Below are 18098 nucleotides of genomic sequence, written 5' to 3'. Positions count from 1 at the left end.
CCATGACTACCGACACCACCCCCAGGGACACCACGCCCACCCCGGCCGCGCAGGGCGAGACCGTCCTCGACGCACGCGGCGTCACCATGCGCTTCGGCGGCCTCACCGCCGTACGCGGAGTCGACCTCACCGTCAACAGCGGCGAGATCGTCGGGCTCATCGGCCCCAACGGCGCCGGCAAGACCACCTTCTTCAACTGCCTCACCGGCCTCTACGTCCCCACCGAGGGCGAGGTCCGCTACAAAGGCACCGTCCTGCCGCCCAAGTCCTTCAAGGTCACCGCCGCAGGCATCGCCCGCACCTTCCAGAACATCCGCCTGTTCGCCAACATGACGGTCCTGGAGAACGTGCTCGTCGGCCGGCACACCCGCACCAAGGAAGGACTCTGGTCCGCCCTGCTGCGCGGCCCCGGATTCCACCGCGCCGAAGCCGCCTCCCGCGCACGGGCCATGGAACTCCTGGAGTTCGTCGGCCTCGCCCACAAGGCCGAGCACCTCTCCCGCAACCTGCCCTACGGCGAGCAGCGCAAGCTGGAGATCGCCCGCGCCCTGGCCAGCGAGCCGGGCCTGCTCCTCCTGGACGAGCCCACCGCAGGCATGAACCCCCAGGAGACCCGGGCCACCGAGGAACTCGTCTTCGCCATCCGGGACATGGGCATCGCCGTGCTCGTCATCGAGCACGACATGCGGTTCATCATGAACCTCTGCGACCGCGTCGCCGTACTCGTCCAGGGCGAGAAGCTCATCGAGGGCGACAGCGCCACCGTCCAGGGCGACGAGCGCGTCATCGCCGCCTACCTCGGCGAACCCTTCGAAGGCGCGCCCGGCGCCGAGGAGGCCGCCGAGGTCGAGAACGCCGAGGCACAAGCCGAGGCGGCCGAGGCGCAGGCAGAGGACGACACCCCGCAGGACGCCGCGCCCGGCAAGGAGAACGACCGATGACCGCACTGCTCGAAGTCGAGGACCTCCGCGTCGCCTACGGCAAGATCGAGGCCGTCAAGGGCATCTCCTTCACGGTCGAGGCCGGCCAGGTCGTCACCCTCATCGGCACCAACGGCGCCGGCAAGACCACCACGCTGCGCACCCTGTCCGGGCTGCTCAAGCCGGTCGGCGGGCAGATCAGGTTCAACGGCAAGTCGCTGAAGAAGGCCCCCGCCCACCAGATCGTCTCGCTGGGACTCGCCCACTCCCCCGAGGGGCGGCACATCTTCCCGCGGATGACGATCGAGGACAATCTCCGGCTCGGCGCCTTCCTGCGCAAGGACAGGGAAGGCATCGAAAAGGACATTCAGCACGCCTACGATCTCTTCCCCATCCTCGGCGAACGCAGAAAGCAGGCCGCGGGCACCCTCTCCGGCGGCGAACAGCAAATGCTCGCCATGGGCCGGGCGCTGATGTCCCAGCCGAAACTGCTCATGCTCGACGAGCCCTCCATGGGCCTTTCGCCGATCATGATGCAGAAGATCATGGCGACCATCGCCGAACTGAAATCCCAGGGCACGACGATTCTGCTCGTCGAGCAGAACGCCCAGGCGGCGCTTTCCCTCGCCGACCAGGGGCACGTCATGGAGGTCGGCAACATCGTGCTGTCCGGCACCGGCCAGGATCTGCTGCACGACGAATCGGTCCGCAAGGCGTACCTGGGCGAGGACTGACCGCGCCCCGGTGACCGCCGGAAAGGGAATGGGCTCGCGTCCCGTACGGGACGCGAGCCCATTCCCTTTCCACTGTCCGGCTCAGTCCTTGTCGGGCTTGGCGCCCTTCGCGGCCTTCTTCTCCTCGCTGTCCTGGATGACCGCCTCCGCGACCTGCTGCATCGACATGCGGCGGTCCATCGAGGTCTTCTGGATCCAGCGGAACGCGGCCGGCTCGGTCAGCCCGTACTCCGTCTGAAGGATCGACTTGGCACGGTCGACCAGCTTGCGGGTCTCCAGCCGCTGGGCGAGGTCGGCGACCTCCTTCTCCAGTTCCTTCAGCTCGGTGAACCGCGAGACGGCCATCTCGATCGCCGGGACGACGTCGCTCTTGCTGAACGGCTTGACGAGATACGCCATCGCACCGGCGTCCCGGGCCCGCTCCACCAGGTCGCGCTGCGAGAACGCGGTGAGCATGAGCACGGGCGCGATCCGCTCCTCGGCGATCCGCTCCGCGGCCGAGATGCCGTCGAGCCTGGGCATCTTCACATCGAGGATCACCAGGTCCGGGCGGTGCTCGCGGGCCAGCTCCACGGCCCGCTCCCCGTCCCCGGCCTCGCCGACGACCTGGTAGCCCTCCTCCTCGAGCATCTCTTTGAGATCGAGCCGGATCAGCGCCTCGTCCTCGGCGATGACGACCCGGGTCGTCAGCGGAGGCACGTGCGACTTGTCGTCGTCGGACACGTCTACGGGCTGGGGCGACTCGGCGGTCACGGGGGCGCTCCTTGGTCCGGGCGGGGCAGGTACTGCTGCCTAAGCAGCCTACCCAGAGGCACGGGGCTGGGCTCACCCGGTACACTCACCGCAGTGCCTGGCCGGGTTGGTGGAACGGTATACACGGAGGTCTCAAACACCTCTGCCTGTGAGGGCTTGCGGGTTCGAATCCCGCACCCGGCACGTTTGAAGTGGAGGGTCACGTTCGCGTGATCCTCCACTTTTCGCTGCACACCGCAACGCCTAGTGACCCAGAGTGGTTGCATGGAACAGCACAACCCTTCGATCCGAGCACACGCTGTCGCACTCATGCGCCAAGGCGTTCCCAACCGCATCGTCGCGGAGCAGCTCAACGTGCCGCGCGGAACCGTCGGCTGGTGGCGCAGCGAGGACCGCAAAACACGCGGCGAGGTCTACCAGCAGCCCACCGACTGCCCCAGGTGCACCGGGCGAGGCTTCGATCGGATCGCCTACGCCTACCTGCTCGGCCTCTACCTCGGCGACGGGCACATCGTCTCCAAGTACAAGCAGCACCACCTGTCCATCTTCTGCAATGCGGCGCAGACGGGCCTGATCGCCGCTGCCGAAGACGCCATGCACAGGGTGATGCCTTCGACCAGTGTCCAGCGGCGGCGCAGGCCCGGCTGTGTCGAGGTGAAGTCCCACACCATGCACTGGGTGTGCATGTTCCCCCAGCACGGCACCGGCAAGAAGCACGAGCGCAAGATCGCTCTCGAACCGTGGCAGCAGGCAATCGTCGACGCGCATCCATGGGAGTTCATCCGCGGCCTCATCCACTCGGACGGCTGTCGTATCAAGAACTGGACGACCCGCATGGTGGCCGGTGAGCCCAAGCGCTACGAATACCCGCGCTACTTCTTCACCAATGTCTCCGACGACATCCGGCAGCTCTACACCACGACCCTCGACAAGCTCGGCATCAAGTGGACTCACTGCACCCGCCACGGAAACCCGTACAACATCTCCGTCGCCCGCAAGGCCTCCGTGGCTCTCATGGACGCTCACGTCGGCCCCAAGTACTGAGGCTATTTCGGCCTGTCGTCCTCGCCGATGTGGTGGACCCTGACCAGGTTCGTCGAGCCCGGGACGCCCGGGGGTGAGCCCGCGGTGATCACTACCACGTCGCCCTTCTCGCAGCGGCCGTAGCGCAGGAGCAGTTCGTCGACCTGGTCGACCATGGCATCGGTCGAGTCGACGCGGGGGCCGAGGAACGTCTCGACGCCCCAGGTGGCGCTGAGTTGGGAGCGGGTCGCCGGTTCCGGGGTGAAGGCAAGGAGCGGGATGGGTGAGCGGTAGCGGGAGAGCCGGCGGGCGGTGTCGCCCGACTGTGTGAAGGCGACCAGGAACCTGGCGCCGAGGAAGTCGCCGATCTCCGCCGCCGCGCGGGCCACGGCGCCGCCCTGGGTGCGGGGCTTGTTGCGGTCGGTCAGCGGCGGCAGGCCCTTGGCGAGAAGGTCCTCCTCGGCCGCCGCGACGATGCGGGCCATCGTCCGCACCGTCTCCACGGGGTGCTTGCCCACACTGGTCTCGCCCGAGAGCATCACCGCGTCCGTGCCGTCGAGCACCGCGTTGGCCACGTCCGAGGCCTCGGCGCGGGTCGGGCGGGAGTTGCCGATCATCGAGTCGAGCATCTGGGTGGCGACGATCACCGGCTTGGCGTTCCGCCGGGCCAGTTTGATCGCGCGTTTCTGCACGATCGGGACCTGCTCCAGCGGCATCTCCACGCCCAGGTCGCCGCGGGCGACCATGATGCCGTCGAAGGCGGCCACGATGTCGTCGACGGCCTCCACCGCCTGCGGTTTCTCGATCTTGGCGATGACGGGGAGGCGGCGGCCCTCGTCGTCCATGACGCGGTGGACGTCGAGGATGTCCCGGCCGCCGCGGACGAACGACAGTGCGACGACGTCGAAGCCGGTGCGCAGCGCCCAGCGCAGGTCGTCCTCGTCCTTCTTGGACAGGGCGGGGACCGACACGGCGACGCCCGGCAGGTTGAGCCCCTTGTGGTCGGAGATCACGCCGCCCTCGAACACCCGGGTGCGGACGCGGGGGCCGTCGACGGCGGTGACCTCCAGGCCCACCTTGCCGTCGTCGACGAGGATGCGCTCGCCGGGGCTGACGTCGTCGGCGAGTCCGGCGTGGGTGGTGCCGCAGATGTGGCGGTCGCCCTCGACGCCCTCTTCGACGGTGATGGTGAAGGTGTCGCCGCGTTCGAGGAGTACGGGTCCTTCGCGGAAGCGGCCGAGCCGGATCTTCGGGCCCTGAAGGTCGGCGAGGATTCCGACGCTGCGTCCGGTCTCGTCGGCGGCTCTGCGCACGTGCCGGTAGCGCTCCTCGTGTTCGGCGTGGCCGCCGTGGCTGAGGTTGAGGCGGGCGACGTCCATTCCGGCGTCGACCAGTGCCTTGACCTGGTCGTACGTGTCGGTGGCGGGCCCCAGAGTACAGACGATCTTTGCTCGGCGCATGATGTGAGCCTAGGCCTTACCAGTGGGTAGACGATTGGTACGACGTGACCACTCAACAACCTTTGCATGAAGGAGTATTGACAACTGTTGAACTGTGCGGGGCGGCGCTCCGACGAGCGTTCGCCCCGTTCGCGGACCGGAAAGACGCAACGCATGCCATCACAGTCTGGGCGGTGCCATGGTGAAGCGCGCGTCGACCTGCGCGTGGATGTGCTGCCGCTCGGGTTCGAGGTCCAGGGGTGCGGCCTCGTCCTGCGGTGCGGCGCCTCCGTAGGCGGCCATCGATCTCATCCGTCCGGGGGCCGGTGCCCAGGGCTGGGCGTTCTCCGTGCCGGTGTCGGCGAGTTCGACGAGGGCGGTCAGCGAGGTGCCGAGGGCCTCGGCGTACTCCCTGGCCCGCTGGACGGCGTCCTGTACGGCCTGCCGGCGTGCCTCCCGGTGGGCCGGTGAGCCGGGGCGCAGTGCCCACCAGGGGCCGTCCACCCGGGTGAGTTCGGAGTCGGCCAGTCGGGTGGTGAGTTCTCCGAGGGCGGTGAAGTCGGAGAGTTCGGCGGTGAGGCGGACGGCGCCGTGGTAGGTGCGGACGCGTTCGCCGCGGCCGTGCCGGGCCGGTTCGGGAGTGAGGGAGAGGGCGCCGGTCTCCAGGTGTTCCACCGCCTGGCCGTAGGACTTGACGAGGTCGATGACGTGGGCGTTGCGCCGGGTGAGGTCGTCGAGGGTGGAGCGGCGGTCCTTGCCGCGGGCGGTGACGGTGATGCCGATCCGGGCGATCTCGGGGTCGACTTCGAGGTGTGCCTCGCCGCGGACGGCGATCCGGGGTGTGTCGGGGGTGCCGTAGGGGAGGGCGGGGCCGGGTTCCGGGGCGGGGGCTGGGGTCATACGCCCCACTCTGTCACCAGTGGCCGGTTTTCCGCGCCTGTCGGTCATCAGATCGCAACCTTCCGGGGGTGTTGCGGTTCGCCGCGGACCGCCAGAATCTACGCGCGTCATCGACTTGTTTCACGAGGAGAACCAGACATGCCGTTGAACCGCCGGAAGTTCCTGACGAAGTCCGCCGCCACCGGGGCGGGAGTGGCGCTGGCCGGCGCAGTGGCGGCTCCGGCGGCCGAGGCCGCGCCCGCCGCTTCCGCCGCGGCGGGCAAGCAGCCCGAGAAGCCGGGCAAGCGCTTCTCCCTGACCGTCATGGGCACGACCGACCTGCACGGGCACGTGTTCAACTGGGACTACTTCAAGGACGGCGAGTACAGCGACGCGGCGGGCAACGCGCAGGGCCTGGCCCGGGTCTCGACGCTGGTGGACCAGGTCCGCAAGGAGAAGGGCCGTGACCACACGCTGCTTCTGGACGCCGGTGACACGATTCAGGGCACCCCGCTGACGTACTACTACGCGAAGGTGGACCCGATCACCGCCAAGCGCGGTCCGGTGCACCCGATGGCGAAGGCGATGAACGCCATCGGCTACGACGCGGTGGCGCTCGGCAACCACGAGTTCAACTACGGCATCGAGACGCTGCGCAAGTTCGAGGAGCAGTGCGACTTCCCGCTGCTCGGCGCGAACGCGGTGGACCACAAGACCCAGAAGCCGGCCTTCCCGCCGTACTTCATGAAGAAGTTCCACGCGCCGGGTGCCGCCGCGCCGGTGACGGTGGCCGTGCTGGGTCTGACCAACCCGGGCATCGCGATCTGGGACAAGGCATACGTCCAGGGCAAGTTGGACTTCCCGGGTCTTGAGGAGCAGGCCGCGAAGTGGGTGCCCAAGCTGCGTTCGATGGGCGCGGACGTGGTCGTCGTCTCGGCGCACTCGGGCACGTCCGGCACCTCGTCGTACGGTGACCAGCTGCCGTACGTTGAGGACGCCGCCGCGAACGTGGCCCGTCAGGTGCCCGGCATCGACGCGATCCTGGTGGGCCACGCGCACAAGGAGATCGCGGAGCTGAAGGTCGTCAACGACAAGACCGGCAAGACGGTCGTGCTCTCGGAGCCGCTGTGCTACGCCGAGCGGCTCTCCCTCTTCGACATCGAGCTGGTGTTCGTCAAGGGCAAGTGGGAGGTGGAGTCGGTCTCCGCCTCGCTGCGCAACGCCAACACCGTCGCCGACGACCCGAAGATCACCAAGCTGCTGTCGGACGAGCACGCAAAGGTCGTGAAGTACGTCAACCAGGTGGTCGGCCAGGCGACGGTGACCCTCACCACGGTCGACGCCCGCTACAAGGACGCACCGATCATCGACCTGATCAACAAGGTGCAGGAGGACGTGGTGAAGGCCGCGCTGGCGGGCACGCAGTACGCCGCGCTGCCGGTCGTCTCGCAGGCCTCCCCGTTCTCGCGCACCTCCGAGATCCCGGCCGGCAAGGTGACGATCCGGGACCTGTCGAGCCTGTACGTGTACGACAACACGCTGGTCGCCAAGCTGATGACGGGCGCCCAGCTCCGGGCGTACCTGGAGTACTCGGCGGAGTACTTCGTGCAGACCGCCGCCGGCGCGCCGGTCGACGTGGAGAAGCTGACGAACGCGGGCGGCCGCCCGGACTACAACTACGACTACGTGTCGGGGCTGCAGTACGACATCGACATCGCCCAGCCGGCCGGTTCGCGGATCAAGAACCTGACGTTCGACGGTGCGGCGCTGGACGACGCCCAGGAGTTCGTGATGGCGGTGAACAACTACCGTGCCAACGGCGGTGGCGCGTTCCCGCACGTGGCCTCGGCGAAGGAGCTGTGGGCGGAGTCGACCGAGATCCGCACCCGGATCGCGGAGTGGGTCACGGCGAAGGGCGAGCTGGACCCGAAGGACTTCGCGTCGCTGGACTGGAAGCTGACGCGCAACGGCACGCCGGTGTTCTGATCGGTTCTCTTCTTCCAGGGACGGCCTCAGATCCCGTCCGCCAGGGGCGTCAGCGCCTTGATCTGGCGGGACGGCGGGATCTGGGGCCGTCGCCGTTCCATGCCGAAGGTGGTGAAGGCGGTGCGGGCGGGCAGTGGGTAGGCCTGCGTTCCCGTCACCGAGTTGAGGATGGTGGCGCTGCGCCAGGCGGCGAGGCCCAGGTCGGGGGCGCCGACGCCGTGGGTATGGCGTTCGGCGTTCTGCACGTGGACGTGGCAGCCGGTGGCGGTGATGGCGGGGTCGAGGTCGAGGCGGAACTGCTCGTCGACCCGGAGGCGTTCCCTGCCGTCGCGACGCAGGTAGGGGTCGAGTCCGGTGAGCAGGGGGGTGACGGGGCGTTCGCGGTAGCCGGTGGCGAGGACGACGGCGTCGGTGGTGTGGCGGGTGCGGGTGCCCTGTTGCAGGTGTTCGAGGTGGAGTTCGATCCGGGAGCCGGCGACCCGGCCGGCGGTGCGGACCCGAACACCGGGGGTCAGGACGGCGTCGGGCCAGCCGCCGTCCAGGGTGCGGCGGTAGAGCTCGTCGTGGATGGCGGCGAGGGTGTCGGTGTCGACGCCCTTGTGGAGCTGCCACTGCCCGGCGACGAGACGGTCGCGCACGGGTTCGTCCAGGGCGTGGAAGTAGCGCATGTAGTCGGGGGTGAAGTGCTCCAGGCCGAGCTTGGAGTATTCCATCGGGGCGAAGGCCTCGGTGCGGCCGATCCAGTGCAGCCGCTCGGCGCCGGTCCGGCGGTGGCGCAGCAGGTCGAGGAAGACCTCGGCGCCGGACTGTCCGGAGCCGACGACGGTGATGTGGCCGGCCGCGAGGAGGGTGTCGCGGTGGTCGAGGTAGTCGGCGGCGTGGACGACGGGGACGCCGGGTGTGTCGGCGAGGGGCCTGAGCGGGGCGGGCACGTGGGGTGCGGTGCCGATGCCGAGGACGACGTTGCGGGTGTGGACGCGGCCGGCGGCCTCCGCTTCGCCGTCGGCGTCGAGCTGGGTGAAGTCGACCTCGAAGAGGCGGAGTTCGGGGTTCCAGCGGACGGCGTCGACGTGGTGGCCGAAGCGCAGCGAGGGCAGGTTCTCGCAGACCCAGCGGCAGTAGGCGTCGTATTCGGCGCGCTGGATGTGGAAGCGTTCGGCGAAGTAGAAGGGGAAGAGCCGGTCGCGGGTCTTCAGGTAGTTGAGGAAGGACCAGTCGCTGGCCGGGTCGGCGAGGGTGACGAGGTCGGCGAGGAAGGGCACCTGGAGGCGGGAGCCGTCGATGAGCAGGCCGGGGTGCCAGTGGAAGCGGGGGCGCTGTTCGTAGAAGACGGTGTCGAGGCCGGTGAGCGGGTGGGCGAGCGCGGCCAGGGAGAGGTTGAACGGCCCGATGCCGATGCCGACCAGGTCGCGGGGGGCCCGGGGGGTGTGGAGCGCGGGATGGTTCATCTGGGGGTGCTTCCTTCCACCAGTTTCAGCAGGGTGGCCAGGTCTTCGGTCCGGGTGTCCGGGTTGAGCAGGGTGGCCTTGAGCCAGAGCCGGTCGTCGAGGCGGGCGCGGCCGAGGACGGCGCGGCCTTCGGTGAGGAGCGCGCGGCGGACGGTGGCGACGGCGTCGTCGGTGGCGCCGGCGGGCCGGAACAGGACGGTGCTGATGGTGGGCCGGTCGTGGAGCTCGAAGCCGGGGTGGTCGTGGATGAGGTCGGCGAACTCGCGGGCGCGCGCGCAGACCTGGTCGACGAGGGCTCCGAGGCCGCGGCGGCCGAGGGCCTTGAGGGTGACGGCGATCTTGAGGACGTCGGGGCGGCGGGTGGTGCGCAGGGAGCGGCCGAGCAGGTCGGGCAGGCCGGCCTCGGTGTCGTCGCCCGCGTTGAGGTAGTCGGTGCGTTGGTGCAGGACGGCGAGGTCGCGGGGGTGGCGGACGGCGAGGAGTCCGGCGGCGACCGGCTGCCAGCCGAGTTTGTGCAGGTCGAGGGTGACGGTGTGGGCGGCTTCGAGTCCGGTCAGCTTGTCCCGGTGGCGTTCGCTGAACAGCAGTCCCCCGCCGTGGGCGGCGTCGATGTGCAGCCGGGCGCCGTGGGCGGCGCACAGCCCGGCGATCTCCGGGAGGGGGTCGATGAGGCCGGCGTCGGTGGTGCCGGCGGTGGCGGCTACGACGACACAGCCGCGGGAGCCGCCAAGGTCGGTGAGGGCGCTGTACAGGGCGGCGGCGTCGAGGATGCCGGAGGGGGCGGGCACGATCACGGGTTCGGGCAGGCCGAGCAGCCAGGCGGCGCGGGGCAGGGAGTGGTGGGCGTTGGCGCCGCAGACCAGGCGGATGCCGCCGCCGTGGGACTCGCGGGCGAGCAGCAGGGCGAGCTGGTTGGACTCGGTGCCGCCGGTGGTGACGACGGAGTCGGCGAGGCCGGTCTCGTGGGCGAGCGTCCGCGTGACGAGGGCTTCGAGTGCGGAGGCGGCGGGTGCCTGGTCCCAGGAGTCCAGGGAGGGGTTGAGGGCGCTGACGGCGAGGTCGGCGGCGGTGGCCACGGCGAGGGGCGGGCAGTGCAGGTGGGCCGCGCACAGGGGGTCGGCGGGGTCGGCGGCGCCTTCGGCGAGCGCGTGGACGAGGCCGCGCAGGGCGTCGGGGTCGCCGTGCTCGGGCAGGACGTCGCCCACGGCGTCGCGTACGCGGGCGGCGACCGCGTCGGGTCCGCCCGCGGGCAGGGGTCCGCCGCGGGCGCGGCGGCCGCCGTCGAGTGCGTCGAGCACGGTGTCGAGCAGGGGCCGCAGGGCTTGCGGGCCGTCGGGACCGGAGGCGAGGCGGGCGGGGTGGTCCGGGGGCGGCGGGGTGCTCATGGACTGTCCTCCGGGGCGCGGGGGCAGGGACTTTCAGCTTGCAGGCAGTAAAGCCGGACGCGCCCAGAAGACCGACGATCGGAACCCGAAAGTGGGTACTGCCGTACGGGGAAGACGTGTTGGGGTCCCGGAGGTTCGCCGTCAGCCGAGGAAGTCGGGCCGGTGGTCCTCGGCCCAGCGGGCGAAGGTGCGGGCGGGGGTGCCGGTGATGTCCTCGACGGTGTGCGTGATCTCCGGGGGTACGCCGACGGTGGACTCGAAGGTCTTCAGCAGGCCCTGGAGCAGGTGGGGCGGCAGGTGCGGGTACAGCTCGGGACCGGCCTCCTGCGGCGGGATCTCGACGTAGGCCAGGTCGCGGCCGAGGGCGCGGCCGATCGCGGCGGCCTGTCCGGCGTTGGTGACGGCCTCGGGGCCGGTGAGGCGGTGGACGGCGCCCTCGTGGGCGGGGTCGAGGAGGGCGCGTTCGGCGACGGCGGCGATGTCGTCCTCGTGGATGGGCGCGGTCCGTGCGTCGGCGAAGACGCCCCGGACGGTGTTCCCGGCGCGGATCTGGGGCGCCCACTGGAGGGCGTTGGCGGCGAAGGCGTTCGGCCGCAGGAAGGTCCACGCGAGGCCGCTGTCGCGGATCAGCCGCTCGGCTCCGGCGTGCATGACGTGAAGGGGATGGGTCTCGTCGGCGCCGTCCCGCACGATCCCGGAGGAGAGCAGCACGACGTGCCGGACGCCGGCCTCGCGGGCGGCCCGCAGCAGGGCGCCTCCGGCGGCCTGGACGTACAGGAAGAGTCCGGTCACGCCCGCGAACAGGTCGGCCGGATCGTCGGCCCGGAACCGCACGACCTCGGCCCCCGCGGGCAACGCGGCCCGCTCGGGCTCCCGGCTCAACGCGCGCACGGTCCGCCCGTCGGCCACGAGACGTTCCACAAGGGCACGCCCCACATTGCCGGTCGCTCCGCTCACTGCGATCACGGGTCTGCCTCCGAGAACTCGGCCCGGTCCTCCTGCCCCCAGAAGCCTAGGTCCTGTCGTCAAATTCCCGTCGTCGCCCGAAGGGCAGCCCCGCGGCGTCTGGTGCGTGCTCTGGGGGTCCCCCCTGCTCGAAGAGCTTGGGGGAGCGTGCCAGGCGTCGCGGGGCAGACGTGAATTTGACGACAGGGCCTAGAAGGCCGGCAGCGGCCCCGCGAGGCATCGCGGCCTGTGGCCGCACCGCGCTCACCGCCGCCGACCCACGCGGTCGGCACCGGCCCCTGGACGTCGGGTCCCCGGCGCTCCGGCCGCCGCGGGCAGTAACCGGGGCCGTCGGCCGGGCGGTGGTGGCCACGGCTCGCGCACCGCCGCCCCGCCCCGCCCCGAGCCGGCGGTGGCCGGCTCGGGGCGGGTTCCGGGTCACGCCTCGCGGACGCGCAGTGCCCGGGACAGGTCGTCGAGTTGGTCGACGAGTTTGCGGCGGAGCGCCGGGGTGGGGTCGCCGTCGCGCAGGCAGGTTTCGCCCAGGCGCAGGTGGTCGGGGTCGATGGCGTGCACCGGGAACGCCCAGCGGCCGGCGGCGTCGGCGATGGCGGGGCCGCGGCGCTCGGCGAGGGCGACCGCGTCCTGGTAGAAGCGGGCGACGTAGTCCCGTACGAGTTCTGCCTGTTCGGGCTGCCAGAAGCCCTTCGCGGTGGCGGTGAACAGGTAGTTCGACAGGTCGGTGTGCTCGTCGGTGGCGAACATCGACTCCCAGGCCGCGCGCTTGGCCTCGGGGTCGGGCAGCGCGGCCCGGCAGCGGGCGGCGCCCTCCTGGCCGGTGGCGGACGGGTCGCGGTCGAGTTCCCCGGCGATGGCGGCCTCGTCGACGGCGCCGAGGACGGCGAGGCGGCCCAGGACGCGCCAGCGCAGTTCCGGGTCGAGTTCGGGCCCGCCGGGGACGGTGCCGTCGGCGAGCCAGGCGGCGATGGTGTCCGGCCTGGCGGCGACGTCGATGAAGTGGCGCACGGCGATCAGCCGCAGGCCGGGGTTGTCGCCGTCCTCGGTGCGGCGGATGAGGTCGCGGCACAGGGAGCCGAGGGCGGCGAGTGCGGCGGGCCGCTGCCCGGGCTGGACGTACCGGTCGGCGATCTGCGCGGTGGCGAAGGCGAGGACGCCCTCGACGAGGGCGAGGTCGGTCTCCTCGGGCAGGTGGGCGGAGGCGGTCGCCAGGTAGTCGGCGGGGGCGAGTTCGCCGTCGCGGACCATGTCGCGCAGCGCGTTCCACACCACGGCGCGGGTGAGCGCGTCGGGGATGCCGGACAGTCCGCGCAGGGCGGTCTCCAGGGAGGTCTGGTCCAGGCGGACCTTGGCGTACGTCAGGTCCTGGTCGTTGGGCACGACCAGGGCGGGCCGGGTGCCGGAGCGGGGCAGGCCGGTGCCGTCCTGCGGGACGTCGGTGTCGTAGCGTTCCCGGACGACGAGGCTGCGGCCGTCCCCGAGGTCGTGGTCGTAGACGCCGACGGTGACGCGGTGCGGGCGGCTGCCGTCGCGGTCGAGGGCGAGGGTCCACTGGCCGGGCACGGCGTCGACGGACGCGGTGAGCGTGTCCACGCCGGTGGTGCGCAGCCAGGCCTCGGCCCAGGCGTGCACGTCGCGGTCGGTGGCGGAGGCGAGGGAGTCGATGAAGTCGGCGAGGGTGGCGTTGGCGAACCGGTGCCGCTCGAAGTGGGTGTTGATGCCGGCCAGGAAGTCCTTCTCGCCGAGCCAGGCGACCAGTTGCCGCAGCGCGGAGGCGCCCTTGGCGTAGGAGATGCCGTCGAAGTTGAGCAGCGCGGAGGCGGTGTCGTCGACGGCGTCGGGGGCGACGGGGTGGGTGGAGGGGCGCTGGTCGGCGTCGTAGCCCCAGGCCTTGCGGGCGACGCCGAAGTCGGTCCAGGTGTCGGTGAAGCGGGTGGCTTCGGCGGTGGTCTGGTAGCCCATGTACTCGGCGAAGGACTCGTTCAGCCAGATGTCGTCCCACCACTTGAGGGTGACCAGGTCGCCGAACCACATGTGGGCCATCTCGTGGGCGATGACCATGGCGCGGGTCTGCCGCTCGGTGTCGGTGACGGCGGAGCGGTAGACGAACTCGTCGCGGAAGGTGACCAGGCCCGGGTTCTCCATGGCGCCCGCGTTGAACTCGGGGACGAAGGCCTGGTCGTAGGAGTCGAAGGGGTAGGGCTCGTCGAACTTCTCGTGGTAGCGGTCGAAGCAGCCGCGGGTGACGTCGAGGATCTCGTCGGCGTCGGCGTCGAGGTGGGGCGCGAGCGAGCGGCGGCAGTGGATACCGAAGGGCAGGCCGCGGTGCTCGGTGCGTACGGAGTGCCAGGGGCCGGCGGCGACGGCGACGAGGTAGGTGGAGATCAGCGGGGTGGGCGCGGCCTTCCAGACGCCGTCGCCGGTGTGCTCGGTGACGCCGTTGGCGAGGACGGTCCAGCCGTCGGGGGCGGTGACGGTGAGGTCGAAGACGGCCTTGAGGTCGGGCTGGTCGAAGGCGGCGAAGACGCGCTGGACGTCGTCCAGGAACAGCTGGGTGTAGACGTAGGTCTCGCCGTCGGTGGGGTCGGTGAACCGGTGCATGCCCTCGCCGGTGCGGGAGTAGCGCATGGCGGCGTCGACGCGCAGCTCGTGCTCTCCGGGGGAGAGGTTGTTCAGCGGCAGGCGGTTGCCGGTGAGGTCCCGCGGGTCGAGCGCCTGTCCGTCGAGGGTGGCGGAGCGCAGGTGGGCGGGCTTGAGCTCGACGAACGTGTCCGTGGTGTCCCGGCCTGCCCGTACGGTGAACCGGATCACGGTCCGGGAGTCGAAGGTGTCGTCCCCGCCGGTCAGGTCGAGGTCGACGCTGTAGCGGTGGACGTCGAGGAGCTTGGCACGGGTTTGCGCTTCGTCGCGCGTGAGTACGGACATGGACGCCATGCTGCCTGATGGTCGTTGGCCCGCACGAGGGGGTATCGGCGACGGACGCGGGGCTTTGCGGCCCGCGGGGGCGCGTTGGGGCGGCGCGCGGGGCCGGGGGTCAGGTGGCGGGGGTCTCGCCGTTGCCCGCGTCCTCGGCGATGCGCTCGTGGTGGCGGATGACCTCCGCGATGATGAAGTTGAGGAATTTCTCCGCGAACGCAGGGTCCAGTTTGGCGTCCTCGGCGAGGGCGCGCAGCCGGGCGATCTGCCGGGACTCGCGGGCCGGGTCGGCGGGCGGCAGCTGGTGGGCGGCCTTGAGGTGGCCGACCTGCTGGGTCGCCTTGAACCGCTCGGCGAGCATGTGGACGACGGCCGCGTCGATGTTGTCGATGCTGTCGCGCAGCCGCGCGAGCTCCTCCTGGACGGCGGGGGCGGCGTCACCGGTACCGGTGTTGCTGGTGGTCATGGGCGCCCACCCTACGGGGTGGGCGGCGCTCCGCTCATGGGCGTCCGACCGGTGGTACGGCGGGAGGCCGGGGGGCGTGGGCACCGGGCGGGACAAGGGCTCCCGCGCATAAGGTGGGAGAGGGTTCAGGGCCGTCTTTGGGGGTTCGGACGTGGCGAACGGCGGACCGGTGGTGCACGGCTACCCGCATCTGGAGACGGTGCGGGCCGCGATCACCGCGCTCTACAAGCGGCTCTCGTACGGCACGGTGCAGACGTTCGCGACCAGTGTGGCCCCGGTCGACGTGGCCTTCTGCGACACCGACGACCTGCATCTGGGGGCGCAGCGCGTGGCCCGCGAGCTGGTCGGTCACTACCGGCTGCCGGAGGCCCGCATGATCGTCAGCTTTCGCGAGATGACGCACGCGGCGAGCGTCGAGCTGACGGAGGGTCCCGAGTACTTCGTCGAGCTGAACGACCGTTTCCGCACCCACCGCCGGGACATCGGCGCGGCCCTCGCCCACGAGGTGGCCCACGTCTACCTGCATCGTCTGGACCTGTCCTTCCCCGGTGTCCGTGACAACGAGATCCTCACGGACACGGTGGCGGCGTATCTGGGCGCGGGCTGGCTGCTCCTCGACGCCTTCCGGGAGGACGGCGTGTCGTCGCAGAAGCTGGGCTACCTCACCCCGGAGGAGTTCGGGTACGTGCTGGCCAAGCGTGCGCTGGTGTTCGGCGAGGATCCCTCGACGTGGTTCACCAGCCCGCAGGGCTACGAGGCGTACGTCGCGGGCATGGCCCGGGCCCGCCGTGACGAGCAGCAGCCGCCGCTGACGGCGGCGGGCTGGGCGGGCCGCCGCCGGTACGCCCGGGACCGTCGGCACGCGCAGGACCGCGGCCGGGAGCCGCTCCCCCAGCCGGAGGCGGCGTACTCCTTCAGCTCCGGGGGCCGGGAGCCGCTGCGGGTCTCCTTCCCCTGTCCCACCTGCCACCAGCGCATCAGGGTGCCGGTCGGGGGCCGTATGCGGGCCCGGTGCGCCCTGTGCCGCACGGTTCTGGAGTGCGACACCTGAGCCCGTCCGACCTCGTTCGGAACGCCGTCGCGGTTACGGGATCACGGGCCCCGCCTTTACCATCTGTCACACCAGTTCGCTATTTTGTTCGCCGCCGTCCCCACCGGCTCAGCCATGTCCCCGCGTTCACCGAGGAGCCGGCCGTGGATGCCGAGTCCGCTGTCACCACCTGCTATCGCCACAGCAAGGTGGAGTCCCACGTCCGCTGCGTCCGCTGCGACCGGTACATCTGCCCGGACTGCATGCGGGAGGCCGCCGTCGGCCACCAGTGCGTGGAGTGCGTGCGGGAGGGCGCCCGGTCGGTGCGGCAGGCGCGGACCGCGTTCGGCGGCACGATCAACGCGGTGCCGGTCGTGACATACGTCCTCATGGGGCTCAACATCCTCGCCTATCTGGGCGAGTTGGTGCGCCCGGCGATCGTGGACCGGTTCGGGATGCTGGGGCGCGGACTGGCGGGGACCGACGGCGGGCACTACCTGTGGGACTTCCCGTACGGCTCCGACGTGCACGCGGAGGGGCTGGTCGGCGGCGAGTGGTACCGGCTGCTGACCGGCGCGTTCCTGCATGTGCCGGCCACCGACGGGTCGTTCGGCATCCTGCACATCGTGATGAACATGGCGGCGCTGTGGAGCACCGGACGGGTGGTCGAGGCGCAGCTGGGCCGCGCCCGCTACCTCGCCCTGTACCTGCTGTCGGCGCTCGGCGGCTCGGTCCTGGTGCTGCTGATCGACCCGGACGCCCTGACGGTCGGCGCGTCCGGCGCGATCTTCGGTCTCGGCGCCGCGTACTACGTCATGGCCCGCCGGCTGGGCTACGACATGAGCGCCGTCAACCGGTACATGGGGGGCCTGCTGCTGTGGCTGGTGATCTCCGCCGGACTCACGTCCTGGCAGGCGCACCTGGGCGGTCTGCTGGCGGGCGGGCTGGTGACGCTGGCGTACGCGTACGCGCCGCGCGGCGGCCGTCGCACCCTGGTCCAGGCGGGCGTGTGCGTGGCCCTGCTGCTCCTGCTCGTGGCGCTCAGCTGGGCGAAGGTCTCGGAACTGTCGGGAGGGGCGGCCTGATCAGGGCCGTACGGTGTCTGTCATGAAACGTCCTGGAATATTGCTTTTGGTGGCCGCTCCGGTCCTGGTGCTGGCGGTGCTGCTCGCCTTCGATCCACGGGACCCGGAGCCGTCCCCGGCGAAGCGGCACTCGGCCGCCCACGAGTCCCGCGAGGACACCAAGGCGAGGGCCGAGCAGTCGGAGAAGACCCAGGACGACGAGGTGGTCGCCGAGGCGCCGCCGGGGCTGGCCGCCCCCGCGAAGAAGGAGCTGGCCCAGCAACTCGTGGCGAGCGCCGAGAACTCCACGCTCCACTGGCGCGACACCTACGGCTACATCGAGGACGTCGGCGACGGCGACGGCTACACCGCGGGGATCATCGGCTACTGCACCGGCACCCACGACCTGCTCACCCTGGTCGAGCGCTACACCAAGGCCCACCCGGACAACGGCCTCGCCCGGTACCTGCCCGCGCTGCGCAAGGTCGACGGCACGGACTCCCACGAGGGCCTGGACCCGGGCTTCACCGCGGCGTGGAAGGCGGAGTCGGAGCGTCCGGCGTTCCGCAAGGCACAGGAGGACGAGCGCGACCGCGCCTACTTCGACCCGGCCGTCCGCCTCGCCAAGCTCGACGGCCTGGGCACGCTGGGCCAGTTCATCTACTACGACGCGATGGTCTTCCACGGCCCCGGCGTCGACAAGGACGGCTTCTACGCCCTGCGCGAGCGTGCCCTGAAGGAGGCCGACACCCCGGCGGCGGGCGGCCGGGAGAAGACCTACCTCGACGTCTTCCTGGACATTCGCCGCGAGGCCATGAAGGCCCGCAGGACGAACCGCGACACCAGCCGTATCGACACCGCCCAGCGGCAGTTCCTGTACGACGGGAACATGGACCTGAAGACCCCGCTGGCGTGGAAGGTGTACGGGGAGAGCTACCAGGTCCCCTGAACCCTTCGAACATGCGGCAGCGCCTGCCCTGTTGTCCGGTCGGGGACTGGGCAGGCGCCGCCTCGGGGGGTCTGGGGGAAGTCCCCCAGATATCCCGCCCACACGCCTTTGTGCGGGACGTGTACGAGTGACCGTCAGGTCAC

Annotated in this window: 15 protein-coding genes and 1 tRNA gene; 8 read left to right on the top strand and 8 right to left on the bottom strand. The window is 70.9% G+C overall.

Annotation, left to right across the window (positions count from 1 at the left end):
- Positions 1 to 2: 2 nt before the first annotated feature.
- On the top strand, positions 3 to 941 hold the full coding sequence (locus tag ACF09J_RS02040) for an ABC transporter ATP-binding protein (RefSeq protein WP_392303430.1): 939 nt from the start codon (positions 3 to 5) through the stop codon (positions 939 to 941).
- Positions 938 to 1654: an ABC transporter ATP-binding protein gene (locus ACF09J_RS02035; protein WP_392303429.1), complete on the top strand. Its 717-nt coding sequence runs from the start codon at positions 938 to 940 to the stop codon at positions 1652 to 1654. Before ACF09J_RS02040 ends, ACF09J_RS02035 begins: the two co-directional genes overlap by 4 nt.
- An 81-nt stretch (positions 1655 to 1735) precedes the next feature.
- Here ACF09J_RS02035 and ACF09J_RS02030 read toward each other — a convergent pair whose 3' ends face one another.
- On the bottom strand, positions 1736 to 2407 hold the full coding sequence (locus ACF09J_RS02030) for an ANTAR domain-containing response regulator (RefSeq protein WP_392303428.1): 672 nt from the start codon (positions 2405 to 2407) through the stop codon (positions 1736 to 1738).
- A gap of 100 nt (positions 2408 to 2507) precedes the next feature.
- Between ACF09J_RS02030 and ACF09J_RS02025 the strand changes: the two genes are divergently transcribed.
- Both ACF09J_RS02025 and ACF09J_RS02020 read left to right on the top strand, forming a co-directional pair.
- Positions 2508 to 2590: transfer RNA gene (locus tag ACF09J_RS02025), tRNA-Leu, on the top strand.
- 81 nt (positions 2591 to 2671) lie between these two features.
- The gene (locus ACF09J_RS02020) at positions 2672 to 3451 is read left to right on the top strand and encodes a helix-turn-helix domain-containing protein (protein WP_392303427.1); all 780 of its coding nucleotides are present in this window, start codon (positions 2672 to 2674) and stop codon (positions 3449 to 3451) included.
- A gap of 2 nt (positions 3452 to 3453) precedes the next feature.
- On the opposite strand, the gene pyk is transcribed toward ACF09J_RS02020, so the two are convergent.
- Positions 3454 to 4890 (bottom strand): pyruvate kinase, encoded by a 1437-nt coding sequence (gene pyk, locus ACF09J_RS02015; RefSeq protein ID WP_392303426.1) that lies wholly within the window; start codon positions 4888 to 4890, stop codon positions 3454 to 3456.
- A gap of 159 nt (positions 4891 to 5049) precedes the next feature.
- On the bottom strand, positions 5050 to 5769 hold the full coding sequence (locus tag ACF09J_RS02010; RefSeq protein WP_392303425.1) for an SIMPL domain-containing protein: 720 nt from the start codon (positions 5767 to 5769) through the stop codon (positions 5050 to 5052).
- A 138-nt stretch (positions 5770 to 5907) separates the two neighbouring features.
- Here ACF09J_RS02010 and ACF09J_RS02005 point away from each other — a divergent pair, with 138 nt between their 5' ends.
- On the top strand, positions 5908 to 7734 hold the full coding sequence (locus tag ACF09J_RS02005; protein ID WP_392303424.1) for a bifunctional metallophosphatase/5'-nucleotidase: 1827 nt from the start codon (positions 5908 to 5910) through the stop codon (positions 7732 to 7734).
- Between the two features lie 26 nt (positions 7735 to 7760).
- On the opposite strand, the gene ACF09J_RS02000 is transcribed toward ACF09J_RS02005, so the two are convergent.
- The 5 genes from ACF09J_RS02000 to ACF09J_RS01980 all read right to left on the bottom strand — a co-directional run bounded on the left by ACF09J_RS02000 (position 7761) and on the right by ACF09J_RS01980 (position 14912).
- A complete protein-coding gene (locus ACF09J_RS02000; protein ID WP_392303423.1) occupies positions 7761 to 9182 on the bottom strand; it encodes a lysine N(6)-hydroxylase/L-ornithine N(5)-oxygenase family protein in 1422 nt (473 codons plus the stop codon).
- On the bottom strand, positions 9179 to 10567 hold the full coding sequence (locus ACF09J_RS01995) for a pyridoxal phosphate-dependent decarboxylase family protein (protein ID WP_392303422.1): 1389 nt from the start codon (positions 10565 to 10567) through the stop codon (positions 9179 to 9181). Before ACF09J_RS01995 ends, ACF09J_RS02000 begins: the two co-directional genes overlap by 4 nt.
- A 141-nt stretch (positions 10568 to 10708) precedes the next feature.
- Positions 10709 to 11533: an NAD(P)H-binding protein gene (locus ACF09J_RS01990; RefSeq protein ID WP_392303421.1), complete on the bottom strand. Its 825-nt coding sequence runs from the start codon at positions 11531 to 11533 to the stop codon at positions 10709 to 10711.
- Positions 11534 to 11950: 417 nt separating this feature from the next.
- Positions 11951 to 14464 carry an aminopeptidase N gene (gene pepN, locus ACF09J_RS01985; RefSeq protein ID WP_392303420.1) on the bottom strand — a complete coding sequence of 838 codons (2514 nt, stop codon included), beginning with the start codon at positions 14462 to 14464 and terminating at the stop codon, positions 11951 to 11953.
- Positions 14465 to 14564: 100 nt separating this feature from the next.
- The gene (locus ACF09J_RS01980; RefSeq protein ID WP_392303419.1) at positions 14565 to 14912 is read right to left on the bottom strand and encodes a chorismate mutase; all 348 of its coding nucleotides are present in this window, start codon (positions 14910 to 14912) and stop codon (positions 14565 to 14567) included.
- A gap of 151 nt (positions 14913 to 15063) precedes the next feature.
- On the opposite strand from ACF09J_RS01980, the gene ACF09J_RS01975 reads away from it, so the two are divergent.
- The 3 genes from ACF09J_RS01975 (at position 15064) to ACF09J_RS01965 (ending at position 17955) form a co-directional block, all read left to right on the top strand.
- Positions 15064 to 15963 (top strand): hypothetical protein, encoded by a 900-nt coding sequence (locus ACF09J_RS01975; protein WP_392303418.1) that lies wholly within the window; start codon positions 15064 to 15066, stop codon positions 15961 to 15963.
- A 143-nt stretch (positions 15964 to 16106) separates the two neighbouring features.
- The gene (locus ACF09J_RS01970; RefSeq protein ID WP_392303417.1) at positions 16107 to 17027 is read left to right on the top strand and encodes a rhomboid family intramembrane serine protease; all 921 of its coding nucleotides are present in this window, start codon (positions 16107 to 16109) and stop codon (positions 17025 to 17027) included.
- A 22-nt stretch (positions 17028 to 17049) separates the two neighbouring features.
- Positions 17050 to 17955 carry a chitosanase gene (locus ACF09J_RS01965; protein WP_392303416.1) on the top strand — a complete coding sequence of 302 codons (906 nt, stop codon included), beginning with the start codon at positions 17050 to 17052 and terminating at the stop codon, positions 17953 to 17955.
- Positions 17956 to 18098 lie beyond the last annotated feature (143 nt).

The organism is Streptomyces sp. NPDC014889, assembly GCF_043081205.1.
Classification (GTDB): Bacteria; Actinomycetota; Actinomycetes; order Streptomycetales; family Streptomycetaceae; genus Streptomyces.
This window is presented reverse-complemented; position numbering and strand designations above follow the sequence as displayed.

Excerpts from the sequence above, each read along its gene's own strand:
- ACF09J_RS01980 (WP_392303419.1), bottom strand. The coding sequence starts at position 14,912 with ATGACCACCAGCAACACCGGTACCGGTGACGCCGCCCCCGCCGTCCAG.
- ACF09J_RS02005 (WP_392303424.1), top strand. The coding sequence starts at position 5,908 with ATGCCGTTGAACCGCCGGAAGTTCCTGACGAAGTCCGCCGCCACCGGG.
- ACF09J_RS02020 (WP_392303427.1), top strand. The coding sequence starts at position 2,672 with ATGGAACAGCACAACCCTTCGATCCGAGCACACGCTGTCGCACTCATG.
- ACF09J_RS02000 (WP_392303423.1), bottom strand. The coding sequence starts at position 9,182 with ATGAACCATCCCGCGCTCCACACCCCCCGGGCCCCCCGCGACCTGGTC.
- ACF09J_RS01995 (WP_392303422.1), bottom strand. The coding sequence starts at position 10,567 with ATGAGCACCCCGCCGCCCCCGGACCACCCCGCCCGCCTCGCCTCCGGT.
- ACF09J_RS02010 (WP_392303425.1), bottom strand. The coding sequence starts at position 5,769 with ATGACCCCAGCCCCCGCCCCGGAACCCGGCCCCGCCCTCCCCTACGGC.
- ACF09J_RS01965 (WP_392303416.1), top strand. The coding sequence starts at position 17,050 with ATGAAACGTCCTGGAATATTGCTTTTGGTGGCCGCTCCGGTCCTGGTG.
- pepN (WP_392303420.1), bottom strand. The coding sequence starts at position 14,464 with ATGGCGTCCATGTCCGTACTCACGCGCGACGAAGCGCAAACCCGTGCC.
- ACF09J_RS02040 (WP_392303430.1), top strand. The coding sequence starts at position 3 with ATGACTACCGACACCACCCCCAGGGACACCACGCCCACCCCGGCCGCG.
- pyk (WP_392303426.1), bottom strand. The coding sequence starts at position 4,890 with ATGCGCCGAGCAAAGATCGTCTGTACTCTGGGGCCCGCCACCGACACG.
- ACF09J_RS02035 (WP_392303429.1), top strand. The coding sequence starts at position 938 with ATGACCGCACTGCTCGAAGTCGAGGACCTCCGCGTCGCCTACGGCAAG.